Genomic DNA, 20,588 nt, shown 5'->3' on the forward strand with positions numbered 1-20,588 from the left:
GGGGGCCTTTTGGCACGAATTCCCGCCCGCGTACAGTTTCACGGCAGCGCTTTTCGTCAGCCCGACCCGGTCCGCCGAATTCCGGTGTCATCTTCCTGAAACACGAGTCTGGTTTTGACGAGGCGAGACAAAGCTCGAGAAGGCGAGGATCTCATGGTTGCGGTAACGGGATCTCAACAGAATCCGGTTCGGAAATTGCGGACGCTGTTCATCTCCGACCTCCATCTGGGCTCGAAGGCGGCGAAGACGGATTATCTTATCGACTTCCTGCGCCACCATGAGGCCGAGACCATCATTCTCGTCGGCGATATCGTCGACGGCTGGCGGTTAAAGCGCAGCTGGTACTGGCCGCAGAACTGCAATGACGTCGTTCAGAAGCTGCTGCGCAAGGCGCGCAAGGGGTCGCGCATCATCTATATCCCGGGCAACCACGACGAGTTCATGAGGGATTTTCCGGGCGTCCACTTTGGCGGCATCGAGGTCGCGGCGCGCCACATGCATCAGGGCGCGGACGGGCGCAACTATCTCGTGCTGCATGGCGACGAATTCGACGTCGTCGTGCGCAACGCGCGTGTGCTCGCCTATCTCGGCGACTGGGCCTACGATACGGCAATCGCCATCAATATCGGCCTTGCCGCCATTCGCCGCCGCCTCGGCATGCCCTATTGGTCGTTTTCGTCCTGGGCAAAGCTGCAGGTCAAGCACGCGGTGAATTTCATCGGAGAGTTCCAGAAGGTCGTCGCGGAGGAAGCCCGCCGGCATCACGCCCAGGGCGTGATCTGCGGCCACATCCACCACGCCGTGATCGAGGATATCGACGAGATCCGCTACATCAATACCGGTGACTGGGTCGAAAGCTGCACCGCGATCGCCGAGCATTTCGACGGCACGATGGAACTGATCATCTGGCATAGCCTTCGGGGAATGGCGGCGGTGGAGACCTCGGCCGACGACTTGCCCGTGACGTTGGCGGCGCCGCAGGCAGCCTGAGGTTCTCCGTACCAAGCCTTGAGCCTCACCAAAGTGGCTAAAACTAGCGGCTGGCGAGCTGGCGGATATCCGTGCTAGACGTTGCCCACAGCCATCAGGTCCTCCCATGATTCCCGCATCAGCGCCCCCCGTCCTGGGGCCTCCGCCGCGTTATTTCGCGCTCCGCATCGCGTTGCTCTTCTGCGCGCCGTTGATCGTCAACGGCTTCGCCATGCCGTATTTCCCGGTCTGGCTCAGCAGCCTGTCGATGAGCGATTTCGAGATCGGCGTGGTGCTTGCCGTGCCGATGTTCATCCGCGTCATCACGGCGCCATTGGCGGGTGTTCTGGCAGACCGGCTCGGCGAGCGCACCATCGTGCTGATCTGGTCGGGCTGCTTCTCGCTTGGGCTCGCCTTCGTTCTCTTCTTCGCCAAGGACTTCTGGCCGGTGCTGGTGATCTACGCGCTGCAGTCGGCCGCCTATTCGCCTTACCTCCCGATCGTCGAGGCGATAGCGCTTTCGGGCGTGCGCCGCTGGGGTTTCGACTATGCGCAGATGCGCGTCTGGGGGTCGATCGCCTTTATCGGCGCGACGATGCTCGGTGGCTGGATGATCGGCTTCCTCGGCGGTGCAATGGTGCTGCCGGCGATGGCTGTCGGTTTCGGCCTGACTGTTGCGATGGCCTGCGCTGCTCCGCGCATCGGCCGTCCACGCAGACCTTCGCCGATCACGGCGATCACCGAAGCGCCGCCGCAATCGCTAAGGCAGCCCGATTTGCAACTGCTTTTGATCGGCGTCACGCTGGTCAACAGCAGCCATGCGATGCTGTTCGCGTTCTCGGCCATCTATTGGCAGCAGATCGGCTATAGCGGCACCCAAATCGGCGCCCTGTGGAGTGCCGGGGTGGCGGCTGAAGTGCTGATGTTCTTCTTCGCCAAGGCCATTACCAGGCGCTTCAGCGTCTGGGCGATGATCTTTTCCGGCTGCCTGCTGGCGGTTGTGCGCTGGCTTATCTTTCCATTGGACCTGGGCTTCTCGGGCTATTTCGTCCTGCAGTGCTTCCATGCCTTCACCTATGCGATCATGCACACCGGCATGCAACACAAGCTCGTCGAGAGGGTCGCAGAAGAGCAGGAGGCTTCCGCACAGGGCCTCTACTTCTTTTATACCGGCATCTTCACGGCGATCTTCACGTTCATGTCCGGCTATTTCTACGCCTGGTTCGGGGTGACTGGTTTCTATTCGATGTCGGTCGTGGCCCTGTTCGGGTCCTGCTTCGCCTTTGCCGGTTGGTATCTTCAGCCCCACAGGCTCGGCTCAGGCGGGAAGACGAGCGAAGCTTCGTAGCGGAGCCCCGGGCTTCGGTCTTGCGCCAGCAGCAGCGGGCCGTCGAGATCGACGAAGTCGGCTCCCTGCGCGACGAGGACGGCTGGAGCCATGGCGAGCGAACTGCCCACCATGCAGCCGACCATGATCTTCAGGCCGAGCGCCCGGGCCTCTTCGCGCATGCGCAGCGCCTCGGTAAGCCCGCCGGTCTTGTCGAGCTTGATGTTAACCGCGTCGTAGCGCCCCACGAGCGCCTTCAGGTCTGCGGTCGCATGCACGCTTTCATCAGCGCAGACCGGAACGGAGCGGGTTGCGGAGCCCAACGCCTCGTCGCGCCCCGCCGGCAGGGGTTGCTCGATGAGCGCGATACCGGCCTTCGTGCAGACGGCAAAATGCAAGGCGAGGTTTTCCGGCGTCCAGCCTTCGTTGGCATCAAGGATGATGCTGCTTTTCGGTGCGCCTTTCCGCACGGCGCGGATTCGCGACGTGTCGTCAGCGGTTCCGACCTTGACCTTCAGGAGCTCCCGATGGGCGTATCTTGCGGCCTGAGCCATCATCTCTTCGGGCTCGGCGAGCGAAATGGTGTAGGCGGTCGTCAGGGCAATCGGATCGGCGAGCCCGGCGAGCGCAGCGGCCGATCTGTTCGCCCGCTTGGCCTCGAGATCCCAGAACGCGCAATCGACGGCATTGCGGGCGGCACCGGGTTTCATCGATTGCTGCAAGTCAAGCCGCGTGATGCCCGATTCGATCAGCGCTCCAGCGGCTTCGATCTCGCTCAGGACCGATTCGATCGATTCGCCATAGCGGCCATAGGGAACGCATTCGCCCCGCCCGGTGACGGTGCCGTCGCTGATCGTGCAGGTGACCACGCTCGCCGTCGTCTTCGAGCCGCGGGAGATGGTGAAGGTGCCGGCGATTGGAAAATGGTCGACGGTGGCAGAAAGCGAGTTCGGCATTGTTGTTCTCTCACGGGGTACGTGACTTAGCGGCGCCCGCTCTGTCCCGGACGCGCGGTCGCGCCGGCGCGCTGTGTCTTTTCGGCCGCACAAAGCCTGCGGTACGGCTTTGAATCGATGGGTGATTTTGTCCTGGGATCGAATCTGGTTTAAGAGATTACTGAATAGCAAGTGAAAGACCAAGATCACGTGACGCGAAAGCCATCCCAGAAGGCTGCCGATGTCGTCCTCGCCGAGGCCGACGGGGAGACGGGCCGACGCTATGTGTTCAGCGGCGACTGGCGGCACCAATCGGCGGAAGCCATGTCCGACAAGCTGAAGCGGCTCGGAAAGCCGGCCGGCGGCCGAAACGAGTTCGATTTTTCCGGGATCACCGGCATGGATACGGCCGGCGCCTGGATCATCCGGCGCTTCATGAACGGGCTCGGCAGCGAGAACGGGGGCGAGGTTCGCTTCGCCGGCGGCGGGGAGCGCTATGTCGAACTCGTGCGCGCCCTGCCCAAGGAATTGCGGCAGCCCGAGCGTTCGAAGCGGAAGGACCCGCTTTTCCAGCGGTTGTTTGCACCGATCGGTGAGGTGACCGTATCGATTTGGACCGATACGGTTGCCGCGATGTATATTCTCGGCTCGGCGGTGCGCGGGGCGCAGATGAAGCTCGGGCGTCACGCCGGCGTTTCGCCTGCCGCGATCGTCCACCAGATCGACCGCATGGGCGTGATGGCGACACCCATCATCACGCTGATGTCGTTCCTGATAGGCGCCATCATCGCGCAGCAGGGGGCCTTTCAGCTCCGATCTTTCGGGGCGGAAATCTTCGTCGTCGACCTCGTCGGCATCCTGCAACTGCGCGAAATCGGCGTGCTGCTGACGGCGATCATGATTGCGGGCCGTTCGGGCAGCGCGATCACGGCCGAGATCGGCTCGATGAAAATGCGCGAGGAGGTCGACGCGCTGAAGGTCATGGGGTTGAGCCCGGTCGGCGTGCTCGTCTTTCCGCGCCTCGTGGCACTGACGATCGTGCTGCCGCTCTTGACCATCATCGCGAATTTCGCCGCTCTGGCCGGGGCGGCGCTGGTTGCCTGGAGCTATTCGGGCATCACCATACCGACGTTCCTCGCTCGACTGCAGGAGGCCGTCGATTTCTCCTCGGTGGCGGCCGGCATGATCAAGGCGCCTTTCATGGCGCTGATCATCGGTGTCGTCGCGGCGGTCGAGGGGCTGAAGGTCGGCGGCAGCGCGGAATCGCTCGGGCGGCGTGTGACATCGTCGGTCGTCAAATCAATCTTCGTCGTCATCCTCATCGACGGACTTTTCGCGATGTTCTACGCGGCGATCGATTTCTGAGGCGGACGTACAATGGTTCAGGCGGTCATGGACAAGCAATTCGAGCAGGCGGCGGGGCGCGAAAGCATCCTCTCCGTTCGCGACCTGACCGTCGGTTTCGGCGACAATATCGTCCTCGACAAGCTCAATCTCGACGTGCTGCGCGGGGAAATCCTCGGCTTCGTCGGAGCTTCCGGTACCGGCAAGTCTGTCCTGATGCGTACGGTCCTCAGGCTGCTGCCGAAGCGCTCCGGCACGATCAAGATTCTCGGTGCGGAATACGACAAGGTGAGTGAGGAGGAACGCATCGCGCTCGACATGCGGCTCGGCGTGCTCTTCCAGCATGGCGCGCTCTTTTCCGCACTTACGGTGCGGGAGAACATCCAGGTGCCGATGCGGGAGTATCTCGACCTGCCGCAGGAGTTGATGGATGAACTGGCGCGCCTGAAGATCGAATTGGTGGGCTTAGCACCGGAAGCGGCGGAAAAATACCCGTCCGAGCTTTCCGGCGGCATGATCAAGCGCGCCGCCCTCGCACGGGCGCTGGCGCTCGATCCGGACCTCGTCTTCCTCGACGAGCCGACGTCGGGCCTCGATCCGATCGGGGCAGCGGAGTTCGACGAGTTGATCGCCAAGCTGCGGGACACGCTTGGATTGACCGTGTATATGGTGACTCACGATCTGGATAGCCTCTTCTCGGTTTGCGACCGGATCGCCGTCCTAGGCCAGAAGCGCGTCCTGGTCGAGGGCACCATCGAGGACATGCTTGCCTGCGACGAGCCGTGGGTGAAATCCTATTTCCGCGGCAAGCGGGCGAGGGCGATCGTGCGCGAGCACGGTTGATCCGGAACGTGATAAAATAGGCGGCGCGAGGTGTGTCGCACCAGGGTGATATGGCGGCGGGGCCGCAGAGGTAGTCTGAGCCGATGGAAACTAAAGCGAATTATGCCATTGTCGGCTTTTTCACGGTGTTCGTGATCGCCGCTGCCTTCGGCTTCGTCTACTGGATGTCGCAATACGGCAGAAGCGGCGAGATGGTCGAACTCGTCGTCAACATTCCGGGCTCTGCCAACGGCCTGTCGGTAGGCTCGCCGGTGCGCTTCAACGGGATCAATGTCGGCTCCGTCCGCAGCCTTGCGATCGACGCCAACGATCCGCGCTACTCGATCGCCATCACGGAGGTTTCGGCCGATGCGCCGGTGCTGAAGTCGACAAGGGCGACGCTGGAGATCCAGGGCTTGACAGGGGCAGCCTATATCGAGCTCAGCGGCGGCCGAAAGGGCGACGAAAACATCCTCAAGTCCGCGCTCGAGAACGGCACGCAGGCGCGTATCCTTGCCGACCAGTCGAGCGTCACCAGCCTGCTCGCGACCGCCGACCAGATTCTTGATCGGGCGAACAGCGCCATCGGCGACATCCAGGGCTTCGTCACGGAAGTTCGTGGCCCGCTGACCTCGACAATCGGCAATGCGCAGCGGTTCTCCAAGGCGCTGGCGGACAATTCCGACGCGATCGATCAATTCCTGAAGAGCGTCGAGGAGTTGTCGGGGTCGGTCAGTGCGGCCTCGAAGAAGCTCGATACCACTCTTGCAAGCGCCGACAGGCTGATCAAGTCGGTCGATCCGAAGAAGATCGACACGATCGTCAGCAATGTCGAAGAGGTGAGCAACGACCTCAAGGCCGCTTCCGGCGGCGTTTCGGAGGCGATCGCCGGCTTCAAGCGCACAGTCGACACCTATGACCAGTTCGGCAAGAACGCGCAGCAGACCTTGAAGCGTGTCGACGCGCTGGTGGCTGCGGTCGACACCCAGAAAGTCGGGCTGGTCGTCAACGACATCTCCGCGGCAAGCGCCGATGCCCGCAAGGTTGCCTCTCAGGTATCCGAGTTTGCCAACAAGATTTCCGCCCGTCAGGAAGACATCGACCAGACGATCACCGATTTCACGGAGATGTCGAACAAGCTGAATGCGGCATCAAACCGTGTCGACGGCATACTCGCGAAGGTCGACGGCTTCCTCGGAGACGCGAATGCGCCGTCGCTTTCGGCCGAGGCGCGCGCGACGCTTGAATCGTTCCGCCGCATGGCCGACAACCTCAACGCCCAGATCGGTCCGATCACCGACAACCTGAAGCGCTTCTCCAATTCCGGTCTGCGGGACGTGGAGACGCTTGTCACGGAAACGCGGCGGACGGTGCAGAGCCTGCAGAGTACGATTTCCAATTTCGATCGAAATCCACAGCGCCTGCTATTCGGCGGCGAAACTGTTAAACAATATGATGGCCGCACGCGACGGTGATTCGCTGATTACCGGTCGCGGGCAGGTTGCGTGGGGGCGGGGAGCCGGACGGCGCCGCGTTGTTTGGGGATGATGTGCGTATGGGTTTTCCGGGTCTGGTAGCGTGGCGTGGTGCGGGAGCGGCCCGGATTGCCGCGATTCTTTCATTGGCGACGATGCTGACGGGCTGCGGTACGCGCCAGGCGGTCAACGATACGTTCAGCCTGGCATCGGTGCCCGTCGTCGAACGTGCGGCCGGAACGAACCGTCAGATCCTCGTGCCGGAACCGACGGCCCTGAAGACGCTCGGTAGCGACCAGATCGTCGTCCGGCTGTCGAGATCGGAGCTGCAATATCTCGCCGGAGCCCAATGGGGCGACAGCCTGCCGCGCCTCGTGCAGGATCGGCTTGTCCAGACTTTCGACAATACCGGCAGGGTTCGTGGCGTCGGCAAGCCGGGCCAGGGCCTTGCCATCGACTATCAGCTCGTCACCGAACTCCGCGCCTTCGAGATTTCCACCGACGGGCCGGATACGGCGGTGGTCGAGATCTTCGCCAAGATTTTGGACGATCGCACCGGCACCGTGCGCAGGCAGCAGGAATTCCGTGCCGTCGCGCCGGTGCAGGGTGCTGGAAATCCGGCCTTTGTCACAGCCCTCGATGCGGCATTTGCCCAGGTGGCAGCTGATATTGTGGGCTGGACGCTGCAGTCCATCTAAGCTCGGCGGCCGAAACGGGGCGGCCGTCGGTAGGCGGAGTTCACCCGCTGCCAACTTTCGAGAGCGCGATACGGTTGAGCACTTCGCCGGCGCCTGCGACCGACTTTACCGCTTCCTCTGCGCGGAGGATTTCGTCTTTTGTGGCAACGGTGCCGCCGAGCAGGACCGTGTTGCCAGTGCAGGTCACCGTGACGTCGGCCGCGTCAAGGCCCGGCGCGACGGCGAGGCAATGGGCAACCCTTCGCTCCAGTTCCGCCGGGTGGTCGGGGGTTACTCTTTCGGGCTCCTGGCCGAAGAATGTGCGCTTCTTGAATATCATGCGGCGATCACTCCGTCGTTGCGGAGAAAACGCCGCAAGCGGGGATTTGTTCGCGTCTTCGTTGAGCAATCAAGGCCAGCGAACGACCGGCGGCAAGGACGAGAGGATCGACTCGACGTTCCCACCCGTCTTGAGGCCAAAGATGGTGCCGCGGTCGTAGAGCAGGTTGAACTCCACATAGCGGCCGCGGCGCACGAGCTGCTCGTCGCGGTCGGCCTCGGTCCAGGGCGTGTTGAAATTCCCCCGGACGATTTTGGGGTAGACGATCGCGAATGCCTTGCCGACGTCGCGGGTGAAGGCGAAATCGGCCTGCCAGCCGCCCAGATCCTCGGGCGAGTGCAGCCAATCATAGAAGATGCCGCCGGTGCCGCGCGGCTCGTTCCTGTGCTTGAGGAAGAAGTACTCGTCGCACCATTGCTTGAATTTCGGGTGATCGGCGACCGGATGCCGATTGCAGGTGATCTCCATTGCCCGGTGGAAGACGATGGTATCCGGGTCGGTCATGAGGCGCCGGCGGTCGAGGACGGGGGTCAGGTCCGCGCCGCCGCCGAACCAGTTGCTGGTGGTTACGACCATGCGCGTATTCATGTGCACGGCCGGCACGTTGGGATTGACCGGATGGGCGATCAGCGAAATGCCGGAGGCCCAGAAGCGCGGATCTTCGCTGGCGCCGGGGATCTGGCTGCGGAACTCGGGGGAAAATTCACCGAAAACGGTCGATGTGTGGACGCCGACCTTCTCGAAGACGCGGCCCTCCATCATCGACATTCGCCCGCCGCCGCCGGCGCCTTCGTCGCGCAGCCAATCCTTGCCGATGAAACGGCCGGGCGGACGATCCGACAACGGTCCCGTGAGATCGTCCTCGATCGCCTCGAATGCCGCGCAGATCGAATCGCGCAGGCTTTCGAACCAATCCTTCGCCTCGGCCTTCTTGTCTTCAATATCTGCAGGCAGACCCTGCGGCAATTGCGGTCTTTCCATGGGAATTCCGGTTCCAATAGGCGGGCTTCCGCAGAGAGCGAGCCCGATTCTGTCGCCGTCCACAGTCCATATTTTGGGCCGGATGGCAACGGCGCCGCGGTCCCGCGTGACAGTCTATCGCATCGACGCGCCTCCGGCGATTTTGCTCAGGAGGATGGCTCGGGACCTCTGGGCTGGCCAAGCGGCGGTGCCGTTCCTATCTTTATCGTCAGAGGTACAGCCATGGCGAAGATACCCCCAGGGCCGCCGCTCGAGGGCTTGCGGCGCCAGATCGCCCGGCATCGCCGGGAACACCCCGGACGCCGCGACAAGCTGTTCGTGCGCGAGACCTTCCGCCTCGAACGCAGTGCCGCCCGCGCCAAGGCGCGCGAATGGTTCGAGACCTGGCCGAAGGCCGCCTACTGGACGGAAGTCGAGAGCTGGCGCCAACTCGAGGGCGATGAGATCGAGTTCACGATGCGGCGGCTGCCGAGCGCCGACTGAACGACCGCATTTTCGACGCGCACACTGCTCCGGTGCCACCTTCGCGCGACGCACTCCTTACTGTGGTGGTTAATTCGTCTCGCCAAGGCGTGGGGATCGCGCTAAGAGTCGCTCCACTCTTCCTGGCACACCCTCCCGATTGCTCATCACCGGCCATCACCCATGCCCGTCCTCCGCTCGGTAATCGTCCTGTCCGTGACGCAGATGGTCGCCTGGGGCGCGATGTTCATGTTCGTATCGGTGACGGCGGCCGGAATGGCCCGCGAGCTCGGCCTCGAGCCGTCGATGGTCTATCTCGGTCCCACCATGATGCTCGTGGCAATGGCGCTGTGCTCACCGCCGCTCGGCGCGCTTTATGAGCGCTTCGGGGCGCGGCTGGTGCTTGCGTCCGGTTCGGCGTTTGCTGCGCCCGGCTTGTGGCTGCTGGCAAGCGCGCATGGGCCGTTCACCTACTTCGTCGCCTGGGCTCTCCTCGGTATCGCCGGTGCCGCGACGCTGACGACGTCCGCCCATGTCTACTTGACCGAAATTGCCGGCGAGGGCGCGCGCCGGGCGATCGGGGCGCAGATGTTTGTGATGGCACTCGCCCCGAGTGTTTCCTGGCCGGTCACTGTGTTCTTCGAGGCAGCGCTCGGCTGGCGTGGCGCGCTCATCGTCTACGGCACGGTGATGCTGCTCGTCTGCGCGCCGCTGCATTGCTTCGGTCTCCCGCAGACCAAGAGGGCAGGTCGGGCGTCCCGTGCCGCCCTGGATGACAAGCGGGAGCGGCCCGACACGCGTCGCTATTGGGCGCTTGTCGCCCTTATCGTTGCAGCCGTTGCGCTGAACGGCTTCGTCACCTGGGGTTTCCAACTCGTCGTCATCGATATTTTCCGGAGCTACCGCGTGCCCGACTATCTGGCGGTCGGTTTCGGATCGGCGATCGGTTTCGTGCAGCTCTCGGCGCGGCTTTTCGACTTCCTCGGCGGTAACCGATGGGACGGGCTGACGACCGGCTGCGTCGCAGCGGCGATCATGCCGCTGGCATTGATCGCCCTGATCCTCGGCGCGGGAAGCGAGTGGGCGATCGTGCTCTTCCTCGTGCTCTACGGCCTTTCAAGCGGCGCGATGTCGGTCAGCCGGGCGACGATGCCGCTGGTGTTCTTCTCGCCGGCGCAATATGCGTTGGTCATGGCGCGCCTCGGACTGCCGCTCAACCTCGCCTTCGCCGCCGCACCGCCATTCTTCTCCTTCGTCCTCGCAGCAGCCGGAAACGGCTGGGCGCTTTCGATTGCGCTGCTCTGCTCCGTGGGCACTTTGACGAGCATGATCCTGCTCAACCGGATGCGGCCGGCTGCGGCCTACGCACCGGCGTTTTCCACGCCGTCGGAAGGATCCATCAGCCGCGGCCCAGCCCCCTCGGACGCAAGCACGTCATGAGGATTGCGCAACGGGCAGTCGCGCATCGACAGGCAGCCGCAGCCGATGCAACCGGACAGCTGGTCGCGCAGCGAGGTCAACTTGGCGATGCGATCGTCGAGTTGCTGCCGCCAGCTGTTCGATAGCCGGGCCCAATCCTCGACGGTCAGCGGCCGGTCGTCGGGAAGCACCGACAGGGCGGATTGAATCTCCGCAAGCGGAATCCCGGTGCGCTGGGCGACCTTGATGACGGCGACGCGTCTCAAGACCGAGCGCGGGTAGCGCCGCTGGTTGCCCCGGCTGCGGTTGCTGCGGATCAGCCCCTTGGTCTCGTAGAAATGCAGCGTCGAGACGGCGATGCCGCTGCGCTCGGCAACCTCGCCGACGGTCAGTTCGCGCTTGAAATCGCTGCCGGCTTCTTTTTGCATGGGTGCTATTGACCTCAACTAAGCTTGAGGTTCTATAGCATGAGCTCCCTGCAAGCGACAACTAGGAGCTGATTCCGCATGACAGAGAAAATGACCCTCGCCCTGATCTATGGCAGCGCACGGCAGGGCCGGTTCTGCGATACCGTTGCCAGCTGGCTTATCCGCGAGCTTTCGACCTCCGACGTCTTCAGCTTGACGATCATCGATCCATTGCGGTTGAGAAGCGCGCGCAGCGAGAAATCGGCCGATCCGGCAGAGTGGATGGAGCGAAAGGTCGCCGAGGCGGACGCCTTCATCGTCATCACGCCGGAATATAATCACGGCTATCCCGCGGCACTGAAGGAAATGATCGACGCCGTCTACGAGCCCTGGCATGCTAAGCCGGTGGCCTTTGTCTCCTATGGTGGCGCTTCCGGCGGTATCCGCGCCGTCGAGCAATTGCGCCAGGTCTTCGGGGAGCTCCATGCGGTGACGCTCCGGGACGGGGTGGCACTTCCGAAGGCGTGGTCGAAATTCGATGCAGCCGGCAATCTCTACAAGCCGGAAGAGCTGCGCGCGCCGCTGTTCCTGATGATGGACCGGATCACCTGGTGGGCGCGGACGCTGAAATATGCGCGCAAGGCCACACCCTATAACGAGATCGCAGCATGAGGGGCGAGATAGAACGCCTCAAGCCGCTCTTTGACGTCTCAGAACGCGCCGGTCTGCCGCATCGCCTCGCCGACCACCATCGCGGTCGCGATCGCGATGTTGAGCGACCGCTGGCCGGGAGCCATCGGAATGAGGATGCGGGCGTCGGCACGGTCATGCACATGATCGGGCACGCCGGCGCTTTCCCGGCCGAAGAGCAGAATGTCATCGGGTTGGAAGTCGAAGCGCGTATAGGGCTCGGCGGCCTTGGTGGAAGCGAGCACCAGCCGCCGGCCGTTTTCCGCCCGCCATGTCTCGAATCGCTCCCAGCTGACATGGCGGGTGAGCGTCACCGCCGCGATATAATCCATGCCGGCGCGCTTGAGGTTTCGGTCGGAAAGATCGAAGCCCGCCGGCTCGATGATGTCGACGGCCAATCCGAGACAGGCGGCGAGACGGAGGATCGTTCCGGTATTGCCCGGAATGTCCGGCTGGTAGAGGGCGATGCGGAGTTCGTTCATGAGCTATCGACGACGGCCTATGATGAAAGGGGAAGACGCGAGACGTCGTATGGCATCGATTGGGGCCTTGATCCACTGCCCTGTCGGCTGCGTTGGTGTGCATTCGGCGCGACTGAATTTCCGTTCGCTAATCTGTGCCGAAACGGCAACAGCCAGAGCGCCCGCGGAGAAACAGGCAAGAAAGTGACTGCGACAATCTGGCGCGGCGGGCCGATTGAGGATAAAGGTCAATTCTCTTCAACGCGAACCGACGGAGGCATGCATGATGGTATTGATGTTGACACGCCTCCATCCAGTAGCCTGGCCTTTGCAGGCTTAGCCGGTTCCGCGCCTTTCCTTCTTTCGATCGAATGACGCGCTCCGGTCCCGGAGTGAAGCTCGGCTCGAGGCGTCATCTCTGGACCGCGATTTCTCAAAGATAAAGAATGCGGGGCGACCCGCCTTCCTTCAAACTATCTGAAGGAGCTTGGATAATGTTCGGCTGGTTTGAATCCCGCCTCAATCCTTACCCGACGGAAGAGCCCAGCCTTCCGCCGAGCGGTCTCTTTGCCTTCTGCTGGCACTACACGAAGCCGGCGGCGCCGTGGCTGCTGATCATGGCGGTCTGCACCATGCTGATCGCGATCGGCGAGGTGGCGCTGTTTCAATTCCTCGGCAATGTGGTGGATTGGCTGTCCAATGCCGAGCGCGAAACCTTTCTCGCCACCGAGGGAGGCAAGCTCGCCTGGATGGGAGCCCTGATCCTCATCGGCCTCCCGGGCCTTGTAGCGCTCGATTCATTCATCATGCACCAGGTGCTGCTCGGCAATTATCCGATGATCGCCCGCTGGCAGATGCACCGCTACCTGCTTCGCCAGAGCATGACCTTCTTCGCCAACGAGTTCGCCGGGCGCGTGGCAACGAAGGTGATGCAGACGTCACTTGCGGTTCGCGAGACGGTGATGAAGATCCTCGACGTCTTCGTCTATGTCGTGAGCTACTTCACGACGATGCTGGTCGTCGTCGCCGCAGCCGACTTGCGGCTCGTCGCACCGCTTGCCATCTGGCTCGCCATCTATGTCGTGATCGTCACCACCTTCGTGCCGCGCCTGCAGAAGATCTCCAAGGAGCAGGCCGATGCCCGGTCGATAATGACGGGTCGGATCGTCGACAGCTACACCAATATCAGCACCGTGAAGCTCTTCTCGCATGCGGGGCGGGAGGAGACCTATGCGCGCGCCGGCATGGAGGAGTTCCTCGACACCGTCTACCGCCAGATGCGCAAGGTGACGCTGTTCCACATCTGCGTCTACGCGAACAACTGCGTGGCGCTCTTCGCCGTCGGTGCACTCGGGATCTATTTGTGGCTGACCAGCGCGATCTCGGTCGGCGCGATCGCCGTCGCGATCGGCCTCGCAATGCGCATCAACGGCATGTCGCAATGGATCATGTGGGAAGTCTCGGCGCTGTTCGAGAATATCGGCACTGTCTATGACGGCATGGGTATGATGACCAAGGCGCACGACATCGTCGACCAGCCGAATGCGGCGCCGCTGAAGGCCGAGACGGGGGCGATCCGCTTCGAGGACGTGCGCTTCCACTACGGCAAGGCAAAGGGCGTTATCGATCGGCTGTCGCTCGAAATCCTCCCCGGCGAGAAGATCGGCCTCGTCGGCCGCTCGGGTGCCGGCAAGACGACGCTGATGAACCTGCTCCTGCGCTTCTACGACCTGGAGGACGGCGTGATCCGGATCGACGGCAAGGATATCTCCGCCGTCACCCAGGACAGCCTGCGCTCTCAGATCGGCGTCGTCACGCAGGATACGTCGCTCCTGCACCGCTCCATTCGCGACAATATCGCCTATGGACACCCGGAGGCGATCGATGCGCAGGTCATCGCCGCCGCCAAGAAGGCGAATGCCTGGGAGTTCATCCAGATGCTCGAGGACAACCTCGGCAGGCGAGGGCTCGATGCGCAGGTCGGCGAACGCGGGGTGAAGCTCTCGGGAGGCCAACGGCAGAGGATTGCAATTGCCCGGGTCTTTCTCAAGGATGCGCCGATCCTCATTCTTGATGAGGCGACATCGGCGCTCGATTCCGAGGTAGAGGCGGCGATCCAGGAGAACCTCTTCGCCCTGATGGCCGGCAAGACGGTGATCGCCATCGCCCACCGCCTGTCGACGCTGACCGAAATGGACCGTCTGGTCGTCCTCGAAACCGGGCGGATCGTCGAGACCGGCTCGCATGCCGAGCTTGTCGCGAAGGGCGGCCTCTACGCCGACCTCTGGTCGCGTCAGTCGGGCGGCTTCATCGCCGACGATGTCGAGAAAGAGGAGGCGGCGGAGTAAACCGCCGCCTCGTTGCGCTTTCGATCGAGTCAAAGCTTACGCATTTGTAATCGACGGGCCGGCGGAAACCGATTGCCGTCCGTTCTCAGCCCCCTATTATCTGAACAATGCTGCGCGCCATCGTCACCATCTTCGAGAATTGGATCAAACCCTTTGCGCCGCGCCACCGGCTGCGGCCGCCGCGGTCGCTCTGGGGCTTCGCCTGGTTCTATGCAAGCCAGGCAAAGGGCCCGTTCCTCGCCATGGCGGCGCTCGGCGGCCTGGTGGCGATGCTCGAGGCCGGGCTCTTCTATTTCGTCGGCCGGATTGTCGATGTCCTCGATACCATCCGGCCGGAAGATGGCTGGAGCGGGCTGATTTCTTCCAACGGGCCGGAACTGTTGTTCATGCTCTTGACGGTGCTGGTGTTCCGCTTCCTGGCCGTGGCGCTTGCGGCGCTGGTCGAAGAGCAGGCGATCATCACCGGCTTCCTCAATCTTGTGCGCTGGCAGTCCTATGTCCATGTCGCACGGCAATCGCTCACCTTCTTTCAGAACGACTTTTCCGGCCGCATCGTCACCAAGGTCTGGTCCGGCGCGCAGGCGACGAGCGATCTGATCGTCTCGCTGCTGCAGGTCATCTGGTTCATCGTCATCTACACGGCGTCGACCATGGCGCTGATCGCCCAACTCGACTGGAGGCTGGCGGCGATGGTGGCCTTCTGGATCGCCGTTTTCCTTTCGCTTGCGCGCTATTTCGTTCCGCGCGTCCGCAAGCACGCCCGCGATACTGCGGAAATGGCGTCGATGCTCAACGGCCGCATGGTCGACGCCTATTCGAATATCCAGACGCTGAAGCTCTTCGGCAGCGACGAGGAGAACGACCGCTATATCCGCGCCGGCTTCGACCGCTTTCAGGGTGCGGTCATCCCCTTTACCCGCCTGCTGACCGCGGTGCGGGCGTCCCAGGCGCTGCTTTCCGGGATGATGATCGCGGCGATCGCCGTCTACTCGGTGCATCTGTGGCTTGCCGGAATGGTCAGCTCCGGAGCGGTTGCCTTCACGCTGGCGCTGGTGCTGCGCCTTAACATGCTGCTCGGGCGGATGATGTCGCAGTTCAACGCAATCATGCGCAATATCGGCACGATCCAGAATTCGGCCGAACTAGTCTCTCAGCCGATCGGCCTCGTCGACCGGCCCGGTGCCTCAGATCTGAAGGTCAACCGTCCCGAGATCCGGTTCGAGCGGGTATCGTTTCACTACGGCAAGGGCGCCGGCGTGATCGATGATTTCTCCCTGTCCATCCGTCCCGGCGAAAAGGTCGGCATCGTCGGCCGCTCCGGCGCCGGCAAATCGACCCTCGTCAACCTGCTGCTGCGCTTCTACGACCTGGAGGGTGGACGGATCTTGATCGACGGGCAGGACATCGCCACGGTCCGCCAGGAATCGCTGCGTGCTCAGATCGGCATGGTCAGCCAGGACACCTCGCTTCTGCATCGCTCGATCCGCGACAATATCCTTTTCGGAAGGCCGGGTGCGACGGACGAGCAGCTGATCGAGGCGGCGCGCAAGGCGGAAGCCTATGACTTCATCGTCGATCTGCAGGACCAGCGCGGCCGCAAGGGCTTCGATGCCCATGTCGGTGAACGGGGCGTCAAGCTCTCCGGCGGCCAGCGGCAGAGGATTGCGATCGCCCGCGTGATGCTCAAGGACGCGCCGATCCTTGTTCTCGACGAAGCGACCTCGGCGCTCGATTCGGAAGTAGAGGCCGCCATCCAGTCCAATCTGGAGCGTCTGATGCAGGGCAAGACGGTGCTCGCGATCGCCCACCGATTATCGACGATCGCAGCACTTGACCGTCTGGTGGTGATGGACCGCGGACGTATCGTCGAGGATGGCAGTCACGCTGAACTGATCGGGCGTGGGGGCCTCTATGCGGAACTTTGGGCGCGCCAGTCCGGCGGCTTCATCGCCCAGGAGGAAGCGGCCGAATAGGGGACTCCGACGCGCCCTTCAACCGTGCCAAGCCCTTGTGCTCACTGGCTGCCTCTTTCCCCCGCGACAATCTGCCCACCTCCTCCTGTGAAGACTGGACATAATTCGCGATCGAGCATAGAACGCGCCGGATTGGTGGGGATTCTGCGTGCGGGATTCTCCGGATTCTGGCATCCGTTCCGGCACTTGCCTAGGCAAGCCGGGCAGGGTGCCAGCAAGAGGATAGGGTGCGCTCCGAGACCTGGCAAAGGGACCGAAACGCGCCGGGGGCGGATGCGGTTTCCGCACATTGCGTGAGAGGATGGTTTAGCCGTGAGCGAACACGACACTTCAAGCGAGACCTTGGGCGAGCCCACTCGCCGCGATTTCCTGTATCTGGCAACCGGCATGGCCGGCGTTGTCGGCGCCGGCGCGGCGGCTTGGCCGTTCATCGACCAGATGCGCCCGGATGCATCGACGCTCGCGCTGGCCTCGATCGAGGTCGACGTTTCGAGCCTCCAGCCGGGTATGTCGCTGACGGCGAAGTGGCGCGGCAAGCCGGTCTTCATCCGCAACCGCACCGACAAGGAAGTCGAGGAAGCGAAGGCCGTGCCGCTCGAAGAGCTCAAGGATCCGGTCGCGCGCAACGCCAATCTCACCACCGATGCGCAGGCGACCGATCTCGATCGCTCCGCCGGCGAGGGCAAGGAAAACTGGATCGTGATGATCGGCTCCTGCACCCATCTCGGCTGCGTGCCGCTCGGCCAAGCCGGTGATTTCGGCGGTTGGTTCTGTCCCTGCCACGGGTCGCACTACGATACGGCCGGCCGCATCCGCAAGGGCCCGGCACCGGAGAACCTCGCCGTGCCGACCTTCTCGTTCGTTTCCGACACAGTTATCAAGATCGGTTGAGGGGACTACTGATAATGAGTGCTGAACATTCAACCTACACGCCAACGACAGGCATAGAGAAGTGGGTTGATTCCCGTCTTCCGCTGCCGCGCCTCGTTCACGACTCGTTCGTCTCCTACCCGGTGCCGCGCAACCTGAACTACGCCTACACCTTCGGCGCAATGCTGTCGGTGATGCTGATCGTCCAGATCCTGACGGGGATCGTGCTGGCGATGCACTATGCCGCCGAAACGAGCGTCGCGTTCAACTCCGTCGAAAAGATCATGCGCGACGTCAACCACGGCTGGCTGCTGCGCTACCTGCACGCCAACGGCGCGTCCTTCTTCTTCATCGCGGTCTATCTGCACATCGCCCGCGGCCTTTATTACGGCTCCTACAAGGCACCGCGCGAGATCCTCTGGATTCTCGGCGTCGTCATCTACCTCCTGATGATGGCGACCGGCTTCATGGGCTACGTACTGCCCTGGGGTCAGATGTCGTTCTGGGGTGCGACGGTTATCACCGGCTTCTTCTCGGCCTTCCCGCTGGTGGGTGAGTGGATCCAGCAGTTCCTGCTTGGCGGCTTCGCTGTCGACCAGCCGACGCTGAACCGCTTCTTCTCGCTGCACTATCTGCTACCCTTCATGATCGCGGGCGTCGTGGTCCTGCACATCTGGGCCCTGCACGTCACCGGCCAGACGAATCCGACCGGTGTCGAAGTGAAGTCGAAGACCGACACCGTCGCCTTCACGCCCTATGCGACGCTGAAGGATGCGCTCGGCGTCTCGATCTTCCTCATCGTCTATGCCTGGTTCGTCTTCTACATGCCGAACTATCTCGGCCATCCGGACAACTACATCCCAGCCGACGCGCTGAAGACCCCGGCTCACATCGTTCCGGAATGGTACTACCTGCCGTTCTACGCGATGCTGCGCGCCATCACCTTCAACATCGGCCCGATCGACTCCAAGCTCGGTGGCGTTCTGGTGATGTTCGGTTCGATCATCGTCCTGTTCTTCCTGCCCTGGCTCGACACGTCCAAGGTCCGCTCGGCCGTCTACCGTCCCTGGTACAAGCTGTTCTTCTGGATCTTCGTCGCCAATGCCATCATGCTCGGCTGGCTCGGTTCCCGTCCTGCAGAAGGCCTCTACGTCGTCCTGTCGCAGCTCGGCACGCTGTACTACTTCGGTTTCTTCCTCGTCATCATGCCGCTCCTCGGCCTGATCGAAACGCCGAAGCGCATTCCGAACTCCATCACCGAGGCGGTGCTGGAGAAGCAGAATGCCAAGGCGCAGCCGAAGACCGCGCACGCCTGACCGGAACAGCGATTGATAAGGAACTCAAAACAATGAAAAAGCTTGTTACAGGCATTCTGTCACTTGCTGTCGTCGCCGGTCTCGGTCTGGGTGCAGCTCTGGCCCAGGGCGAGGAAGCAGGCGGCGAGCACGCCGCCGGCGCCACGCCGCACTATCCAATCCACAAGCCGGTGCAGCAGGACTGGACCTTCGGCGGCCTGTTCGGCCATTACGACAAGGGACAGCTGCAGCGCGGACTCAAAGTCTATACCGAAGTCTGTTCTGCCTGCCACTCGATGAGCCTCGTGCCCTTCCGCACGCTTGAGGACCTCGGCTATTCAGAAGCTCAGGTGAAGGCCTTCGCGGCGAACTACGAGGTGCAGGACGGCCCGAACGGCGATGGCGAGATGTTCACGCGCAAGGCCGTTCCTTCGGACCACTTCCCGTCGCCGTTCCCGAACAAGGAAGCCGCGGCGGCCGCCAATAACGGTGCCGCCCCGCCGGACTTCTCGCTGATCGCCAAGGCGCGCGGCGTCGAGCGCGGCTTCCCGCAGTTCGTCTTCGACATCTTCTGGCCCTACCAGGAAGGCGGTCCGGACTATATCCACGCGCTGCTGACCGGTTACCAGGATCCGCCGGAAGGCGTCCAGGTGGCCGAAGGGACGCATTACAATCCGTACTTCGTGAGCGCCTCGGCGCTGGCGATGGCGAAGCCGATCTCCGACGACCAGGTCACCTATGACGACGGTGCGCCGCAGACGGTGGATCAATACGCCAGGGACGTCTCGGCCTTCCTGATGTGGGCCGCGGAGCCGCATCTAGAAGAGCGCAAGCGCACCGGCTTCATGGTCATGGTGTTCCTGCTGATCCTGACCGGCCTGGTCTACCTGACGAAGAAGTCGGTCTACGCCAACAAGGAACATTGATCTGCCAGCTGGCACTGCCAGGCAGCGTCTTCAAAGGGGTCCCGGTGCAAACCGGGACCTTTTTTGCATGGAGCCTTCTCCGCGGGGCCGTGTGTCAGACACAGCAGCGCAGTTGGACTGGGCGGCTGCCCTTTGCCTCATCGTGTGCTCGTCATAGGGATCGGGACGCTTCAGTCCCTGGCGGTCCATTGCGGATTCCAGGCGATCTCCCACAAGTGTCCGTCCGGATCATGGAAATAACCCGAGTAGCCGCCCCAGAAACGATCGGACGCTGGATCGGTGATGATGGCGCCGGCCTCCGCTGCCTGCTTCATGATGCTGTCGACCTCTTCTCTGGAGCCGACGATATGGCCGATCGAGACGGCGCCGAGGCGCGCCTGCGTCACGCGGATCTTCGCATCCTTTGAAAGCGAAGGCGCCGGATAAAGCGCCAGGATCAAGTCGTCACCCATATGAAAGAAGACGACGGATCCGTCTTCGAACTCCTCACCGATGATCCCCTCGGTCGGCAGGCCCAGGCCGTCACGATAGAAGGCGAGGGACCGTTCGAGATTGTTCACGGCAAGAGTCAGGACTTTTATTCGCGGTTTCATTTCCGCCTCCTCGCTGCAGGCGCCGGAATCCCAGCTGTCTCTTCACACGAGAGCGCAATGAACTAGCTGACCGGCGCCAGCATGCGATGCTGACAGATTACCGCGAATGGCCGCACTGTTCACGCTCACGGTAACGAGCATCAGATCCATCTGCCATGCTGCCGAGCGATCGGCCTGTGGTTTTCGCAAGAAGAAAGATCGGATGATTGGGGCTCCGGCGGCCTCCCTTGATGGGAGTAGCGGGAGATCGGTCTTCCGGGCAGGCTCCAATGGT

20 protein-coding genes are annotated in these 20,588 nt (G+C 62.7%); 14 read left to right on the forward strand and 6 right to left on the reverse strand.

Annotated features, from left to right (window positions below):
* Window positions 1-153 precede the first annotated feature (153 nt).
* Complete coding sequence (locus tag ATC00_RS24000) at window positions 154-990, forward strand: UDP-2,3-diacylglucosamine diphosphatase (RefSeq protein WP_064254661.1); 837 nt, start codon at window positions 154-156, stop codon at window positions 988-990.
* 106 nt (window positions 991-1,096) lie between these two features.
* Window positions 1,097-2,317, forward strand: coding sequence for an MFS transporter (locus tag ATC00_RS24005; protein WP_037386091.1), 1,221 nt, complete (start codon window positions 1,097-1,099; stop codon window positions 2,315-2,317).
* Here the strand turns inward: ATC00_RS24005 and dgcA are convergent.
* A complete protein-coding gene (gene dgcA, locus ATC00_RS24010) occupies window positions 2,269-3,252 on the reverse strand; it encodes an N-acetyl-D-Glu racemase DgcA (RefSeq protein WP_037386090.1) in 984 nt (327 codons plus the stop codon). The genes ATC00_RS24005 and dgcA overlap by 49 nt on opposite strands.
* 189 nt (window positions 3,253-3,441) lie before the next feature.
* Between dgcA and ATC00_RS24015 the strand changes: the two genes are divergently transcribed.
* The 4 genes from ATC00_RS24015 to ATC00_RS24030 all read left to right on the forward strand — a co-directional run bounded on the left by ATC00_RS24015 (window position 3,442) and on the right by ATC00_RS24030 (window position 7,570).
* Window positions 3,442-4,596, forward strand: a complete 1,155-nt coding sequence (locus ATC00_RS24015; RefSeq protein WP_037386122.1) for an ABC transporter permease — start codon at window positions 3,442-3,444, stop codon at window positions 4,594-4,596.
* Between the two features lie 12 nt (window positions 4,597-4,608).
* The gene (locus ATC00_RS24020) at window positions 4,609-5,418 is read left to right on the forward strand and encodes an ABC transporter ATP-binding protein (RefSeq protein ID WP_037386088.1); all 810 of its coding nucleotides are present in this window, start codon (window positions 4,609-4,611) and stop codon (window positions 5,416-5,418) included.
* Window positions 5,419-5,501: 83 nt separating this feature from the next.
* Complete coding sequence (locus ATC00_RS24025; RefSeq protein ID WP_037386085.1) at window positions 5,502-6,872, forward strand: MlaD family protein; 1,371 nt, start codon at window positions 5,502-5,504, stop codon at window positions 6,870-6,872.
* An 80-nt stretch (window positions 6,873-6,952) separates the two neighbouring features.
* Window positions 6,953-7,570: an ABC-type transport auxiliary lipoprotein family protein gene (locus ATC00_RS24030; protein ID WP_037386082.1), complete on the forward strand. Its 618-nt coding sequence runs from the start codon at window positions 6,953-6,955 to the stop codon at window positions 7,568-7,570.
* A gap of 40 nt (window positions 7,571-7,610) precedes the next feature.
* Here ATC00_RS24030 and ATC00_RS24035 read toward each other — a convergent pair whose 3' ends face one another.
* Both ATC00_RS24035 and hemF read right to left on the reverse strand, forming a co-directional pair.
* On the reverse strand, window positions 7,611-7,889 hold the full coding sequence (locus tag ATC00_RS24035) for a BON domain-containing protein (RefSeq protein WP_037386078.1): 279 nt from the start codon (window positions 7,887-7,889) through the stop codon (window positions 7,611-7,613).
* 69 nt (window positions 7,890-7,958) lie between these two features.
* The gene (hemF, locus tag ATC00_RS24040; RefSeq protein WP_037386077.1) at window positions 7,959-8,870 is read right to left on the reverse strand and encodes an oxygen-dependent coproporphyrinogen oxidase; all 912 of its coding nucleotides are present in this window, start codon (window positions 8,868-8,870) and stop codon (window positions 7,959-7,961) included.
* 222 nt (window positions 8,871-9,092) lie between these two features.
* Between hemF and ATC00_RS24045 the strand changes: the two genes are divergently transcribed.
* Together ATC00_RS24045 and ATC00_RS24050 are read left to right on the forward strand one after the other, a co-directional pair.
* Window positions 9,093-9,353 carry a hypothetical protein gene (locus ATC00_RS24045; RefSeq protein WP_037386075.1) on the forward strand — a complete coding sequence of 87 codons (261 nt, stop codon included), beginning with the start codon at window positions 9,093-9,095 and terminating at the stop codon, window positions 9,351-9,353.
* A gap of 162 nt (window positions 9,354-9,515) precedes the next feature.
* Window positions 9,516-10,772 carry an MFS transporter gene (locus ATC00_RS24050; RefSeq protein ID WP_037386073.1) on the forward strand — a complete coding sequence of 419 codons (1,257 nt, stop codon included), beginning with the start codon at window positions 9,516-9,518 and terminating at the stop codon, window positions 10,770-10,772.
* Here ATC00_RS24050 and soxR read toward each other — a convergent pair.
* Window positions 10,694-11,179, reverse strand: a complete 486-nt coding sequence (gene soxR, locus ATC00_RS24055; protein WP_037386070.1) for a redox-sensitive transcriptional activator SoxR — start codon at window positions 11,177-11,179, stop codon at window positions 10,694-10,696. The two genes, ATC00_RS24050 and soxR, sit on opposite strands and share 79 nt — an antisense overlap.
* Before the next feature lie 78 nt (window positions 11,180-11,257).
* Between soxR and ATC00_RS24060 the strand changes: the two genes are divergently transcribed.
* Entirely contained in the window at window positions 11,258-11,830 is a 573-nt protein-coding gene (locus ATC00_RS24060; protein ID WP_037386065.1) for an NADPH-dependent FMN reductase, read from the forward strand.
* Between the two features lie 38 nt (window positions 11,831-11,868).
* On the opposite strand, the gene ATC00_RS24065 is transcribed toward ATC00_RS24060, so the two are convergent.
* Window positions 11,869-12,330, reverse strand: a complete 462-nt coding sequence (locus ATC00_RS24065) for a tRNA (cytidine(34)-2'-O)-methyltransferase (protein ID WP_064254662.1) — start codon at window positions 12,328-12,330, stop codon at window positions 11,869-11,871.
* A gap of 473 nt (window positions 12,331-12,803) precedes the next feature.
* On the opposite strand from ATC00_RS24065, the gene ATC00_RS24070 reads away from it, so the two are divergent.
* From ATC00_RS24070 to ATC00_RS24090, 5 genes are all read left to right on the forward strand, one after another.
* Window positions 12,804-14,657, forward strand: a complete 1,854-nt coding sequence (locus ATC00_RS24070; protein WP_064254663.1) for an ABC transporter ATP-binding protein — start codon at window positions 12,804-12,806, stop codon at window positions 14,655-14,657.
* A gap of 107 nt (window positions 14,658-14,764) precedes the next feature.
* Window positions 14,765-16,630 (forward strand): ABC transporter ATP-binding protein, encoded by a 1,866-nt coding sequence (locus tag ATC00_RS24075; RefSeq protein WP_064254664.1) that lies wholly within the window; start codon window positions 14,765-14,767, stop codon window positions 16,628-16,630.
* A gap of 312 nt (window positions 16,631-16,942) precedes the next feature.
* Window positions 16,943-17,521, forward strand: a complete 579-nt coding sequence (gene petA / locus ATC00_RS24080; RefSeq protein ID WP_064254665.1) for a ubiquinol-cytochrome c reductase iron-sulfur subunit — start codon at window positions 16,943-16,945, stop codon at window positions 17,519-17,521.
* A 14-nt stretch (window positions 17,522-17,535) separates the two neighbouring features.
* Window positions 17,536-18,816, forward strand: a complete 1,281-nt coding sequence (locus tag ATC00_RS24085; protein WP_037386053.1) for a cytochrome b — start codon at window positions 17,536-17,538, stop codon at window positions 18,814-18,816.
* A gap of 32 nt (window positions 18,817-18,848) precedes the next feature.
* Window positions 18,849-19,721, forward strand: coding sequence for a cytochrome c1 (locus ATC00_RS24090; protein WP_037386050.1), 873 nt, complete (start codon window positions 18,849-18,851; stop codon window positions 19,719-19,721).
* Between the two features lie 170 nt (window positions 19,722-19,891).
* Here the strand turns inward: ATC00_RS24090 and ATC00_RS24095 are convergent, their stop codons facing one another.
* Window positions 19,892-20,314 (reverse strand): VOC family protein, encoded by a 423-nt coding sequence (locus tag ATC00_RS24095; RefSeq protein ID WP_064254666.1) that lies wholly within the window; start codon window positions 20,312-20,314, stop codon window positions 19,892-19,894.
* Between the last annotated feature and the right edge of the window lie 274 nt (window positions 20,315-20,588).

It is taken from the genome of Sinorhizobium americanum, assembly GCF_001651855.1.
Classification (GTDB): Bacteria; Pseudomonadota; Alphaproteobacteria; order Rhizobiales; family Rhizobiaceae; genus Sinorhizobium; species Sinorhizobium americanum.

Bases quoted from the DNA above. Each gene is read 5' to 3' on its own strand.
- ATC00_RS24000 (WP_064254661.1), top strand. From the start codon at position 154: ATGGTTGCGGTAACGGGATCTCAACAGAATCCGGTTCGGAAATTGCGG.
- ATC00_RS24005 (WP_037386091.1), top strand. From the start codon at position 1,097: ATGATTCCCGCATCAGCGCCCCCCGTCCTGGGGCCTCCGCCGCGTTAT.
- dgcA (WP_037386090.1), bottom strand. From the start codon at position 3,252: ATGCCGAACTCGCTTTCTGCCACCGTCGACCATTTTCCAATCGCCGGC.
- ATC00_RS24020 (WP_037386088.1), top strand. From the start codon at position 4,609: ATGGTTCAGGCGGTCATGGACAAGCAATTCGAGCAGGCGGCGGGGCGC.
- ATC00_RS24025 (WP_037386085.1), top strand. From the start codon at position 5,502: ATGGAAACTAAAGCGAATTATGCCATTGTCGGCTTTTTCACGGTGTTC.
- ATC00_RS24030 (WP_037386082.1), top strand. From the start codon at position 6,953: ATGGGTTTTCCGGGTCTGGTAGCGTGGCGTGGTGCGGGAGCGGCCCGG.
- ATC00_RS24035 (WP_037386078.1), bottom strand. From the start codon at position 7,889: ATGATATTCAAGAAGCGCACATTCTTCGGCCAGGAGCCCGAAAGAGTA.
- hemF (WP_037386077.1), bottom strand. From the start codon at position 8,870: ATGGAAAGACCGCAATTGCCGCAGGGTCTGCCTGCAGATATTGAAGAC.
- ATC00_RS24045 (WP_037386075.1), top strand. From the start codon at position 9,093: ATGGCGAAGATACCCCCAGGGCCGCCGCTCGAGGGCTTGCGGCGCCAG.
- ATC00_RS24050 (WP_037386073.1), top strand. From the start codon at position 9,516: ATGCCCGTCCTCCGCTCGGTAATCGTCCTGTCCGTGACGCAGATGGTC.
- soxR (WP_037386070.1), bottom strand. From the start codon at position 11,179: ATGCAAAAAGAAGCCGGCAGCGATTTCAAGCGCGAACTGACCGTCGGC.
- ATC00_RS24060 (WP_037386065.1), top strand. From the start codon at position 11,258: ATGACAGAGAAAATGACCCTCGCCCTGATCTATGGCAGCGCACGGCAG.
- ATC00_RS24065 (WP_064254662.1), bottom strand. From the start codon at position 12,330: ATGAACGAACTCCGCATCGCCCTCTACCAGCCGGACATTCCGGGCAAT.
- ATC00_RS24070 (WP_064254663.1), top strand. From the start codon at position 12,804: ATGTTCGGCTGGTTTGAATCCCGCCTCAATCCTTACCCGACGGAAGAG.
- ATC00_RS24075 (WP_064254664.1), top strand. From the start codon at position 14,765: ATGCTGCGCGCCATCGTCACCATCTTCGAGAATTGGATCAAACCCTTT.
- ATC00_RS24085 (WP_037386053.1), top strand. From the start codon at position 17,536: ATGAGTGCTGAACATTCAACCTACACGCCAACGACAGGCATAGAGAAG.
- ATC00_RS24090 (WP_037386050.1), top strand. From the start codon at position 18,849: ATGAAAAAGCTTGTTACAGGCATTCTGTCACTTGCTGTCGTCGCCGGT.
- ATC00_RS24095 (WP_064254666.1), bottom strand. From the start codon at position 20,314: ATGAAACCGCGAATAAAAGTCCTGACTCTTGCCGTGAACAATCTCGAA.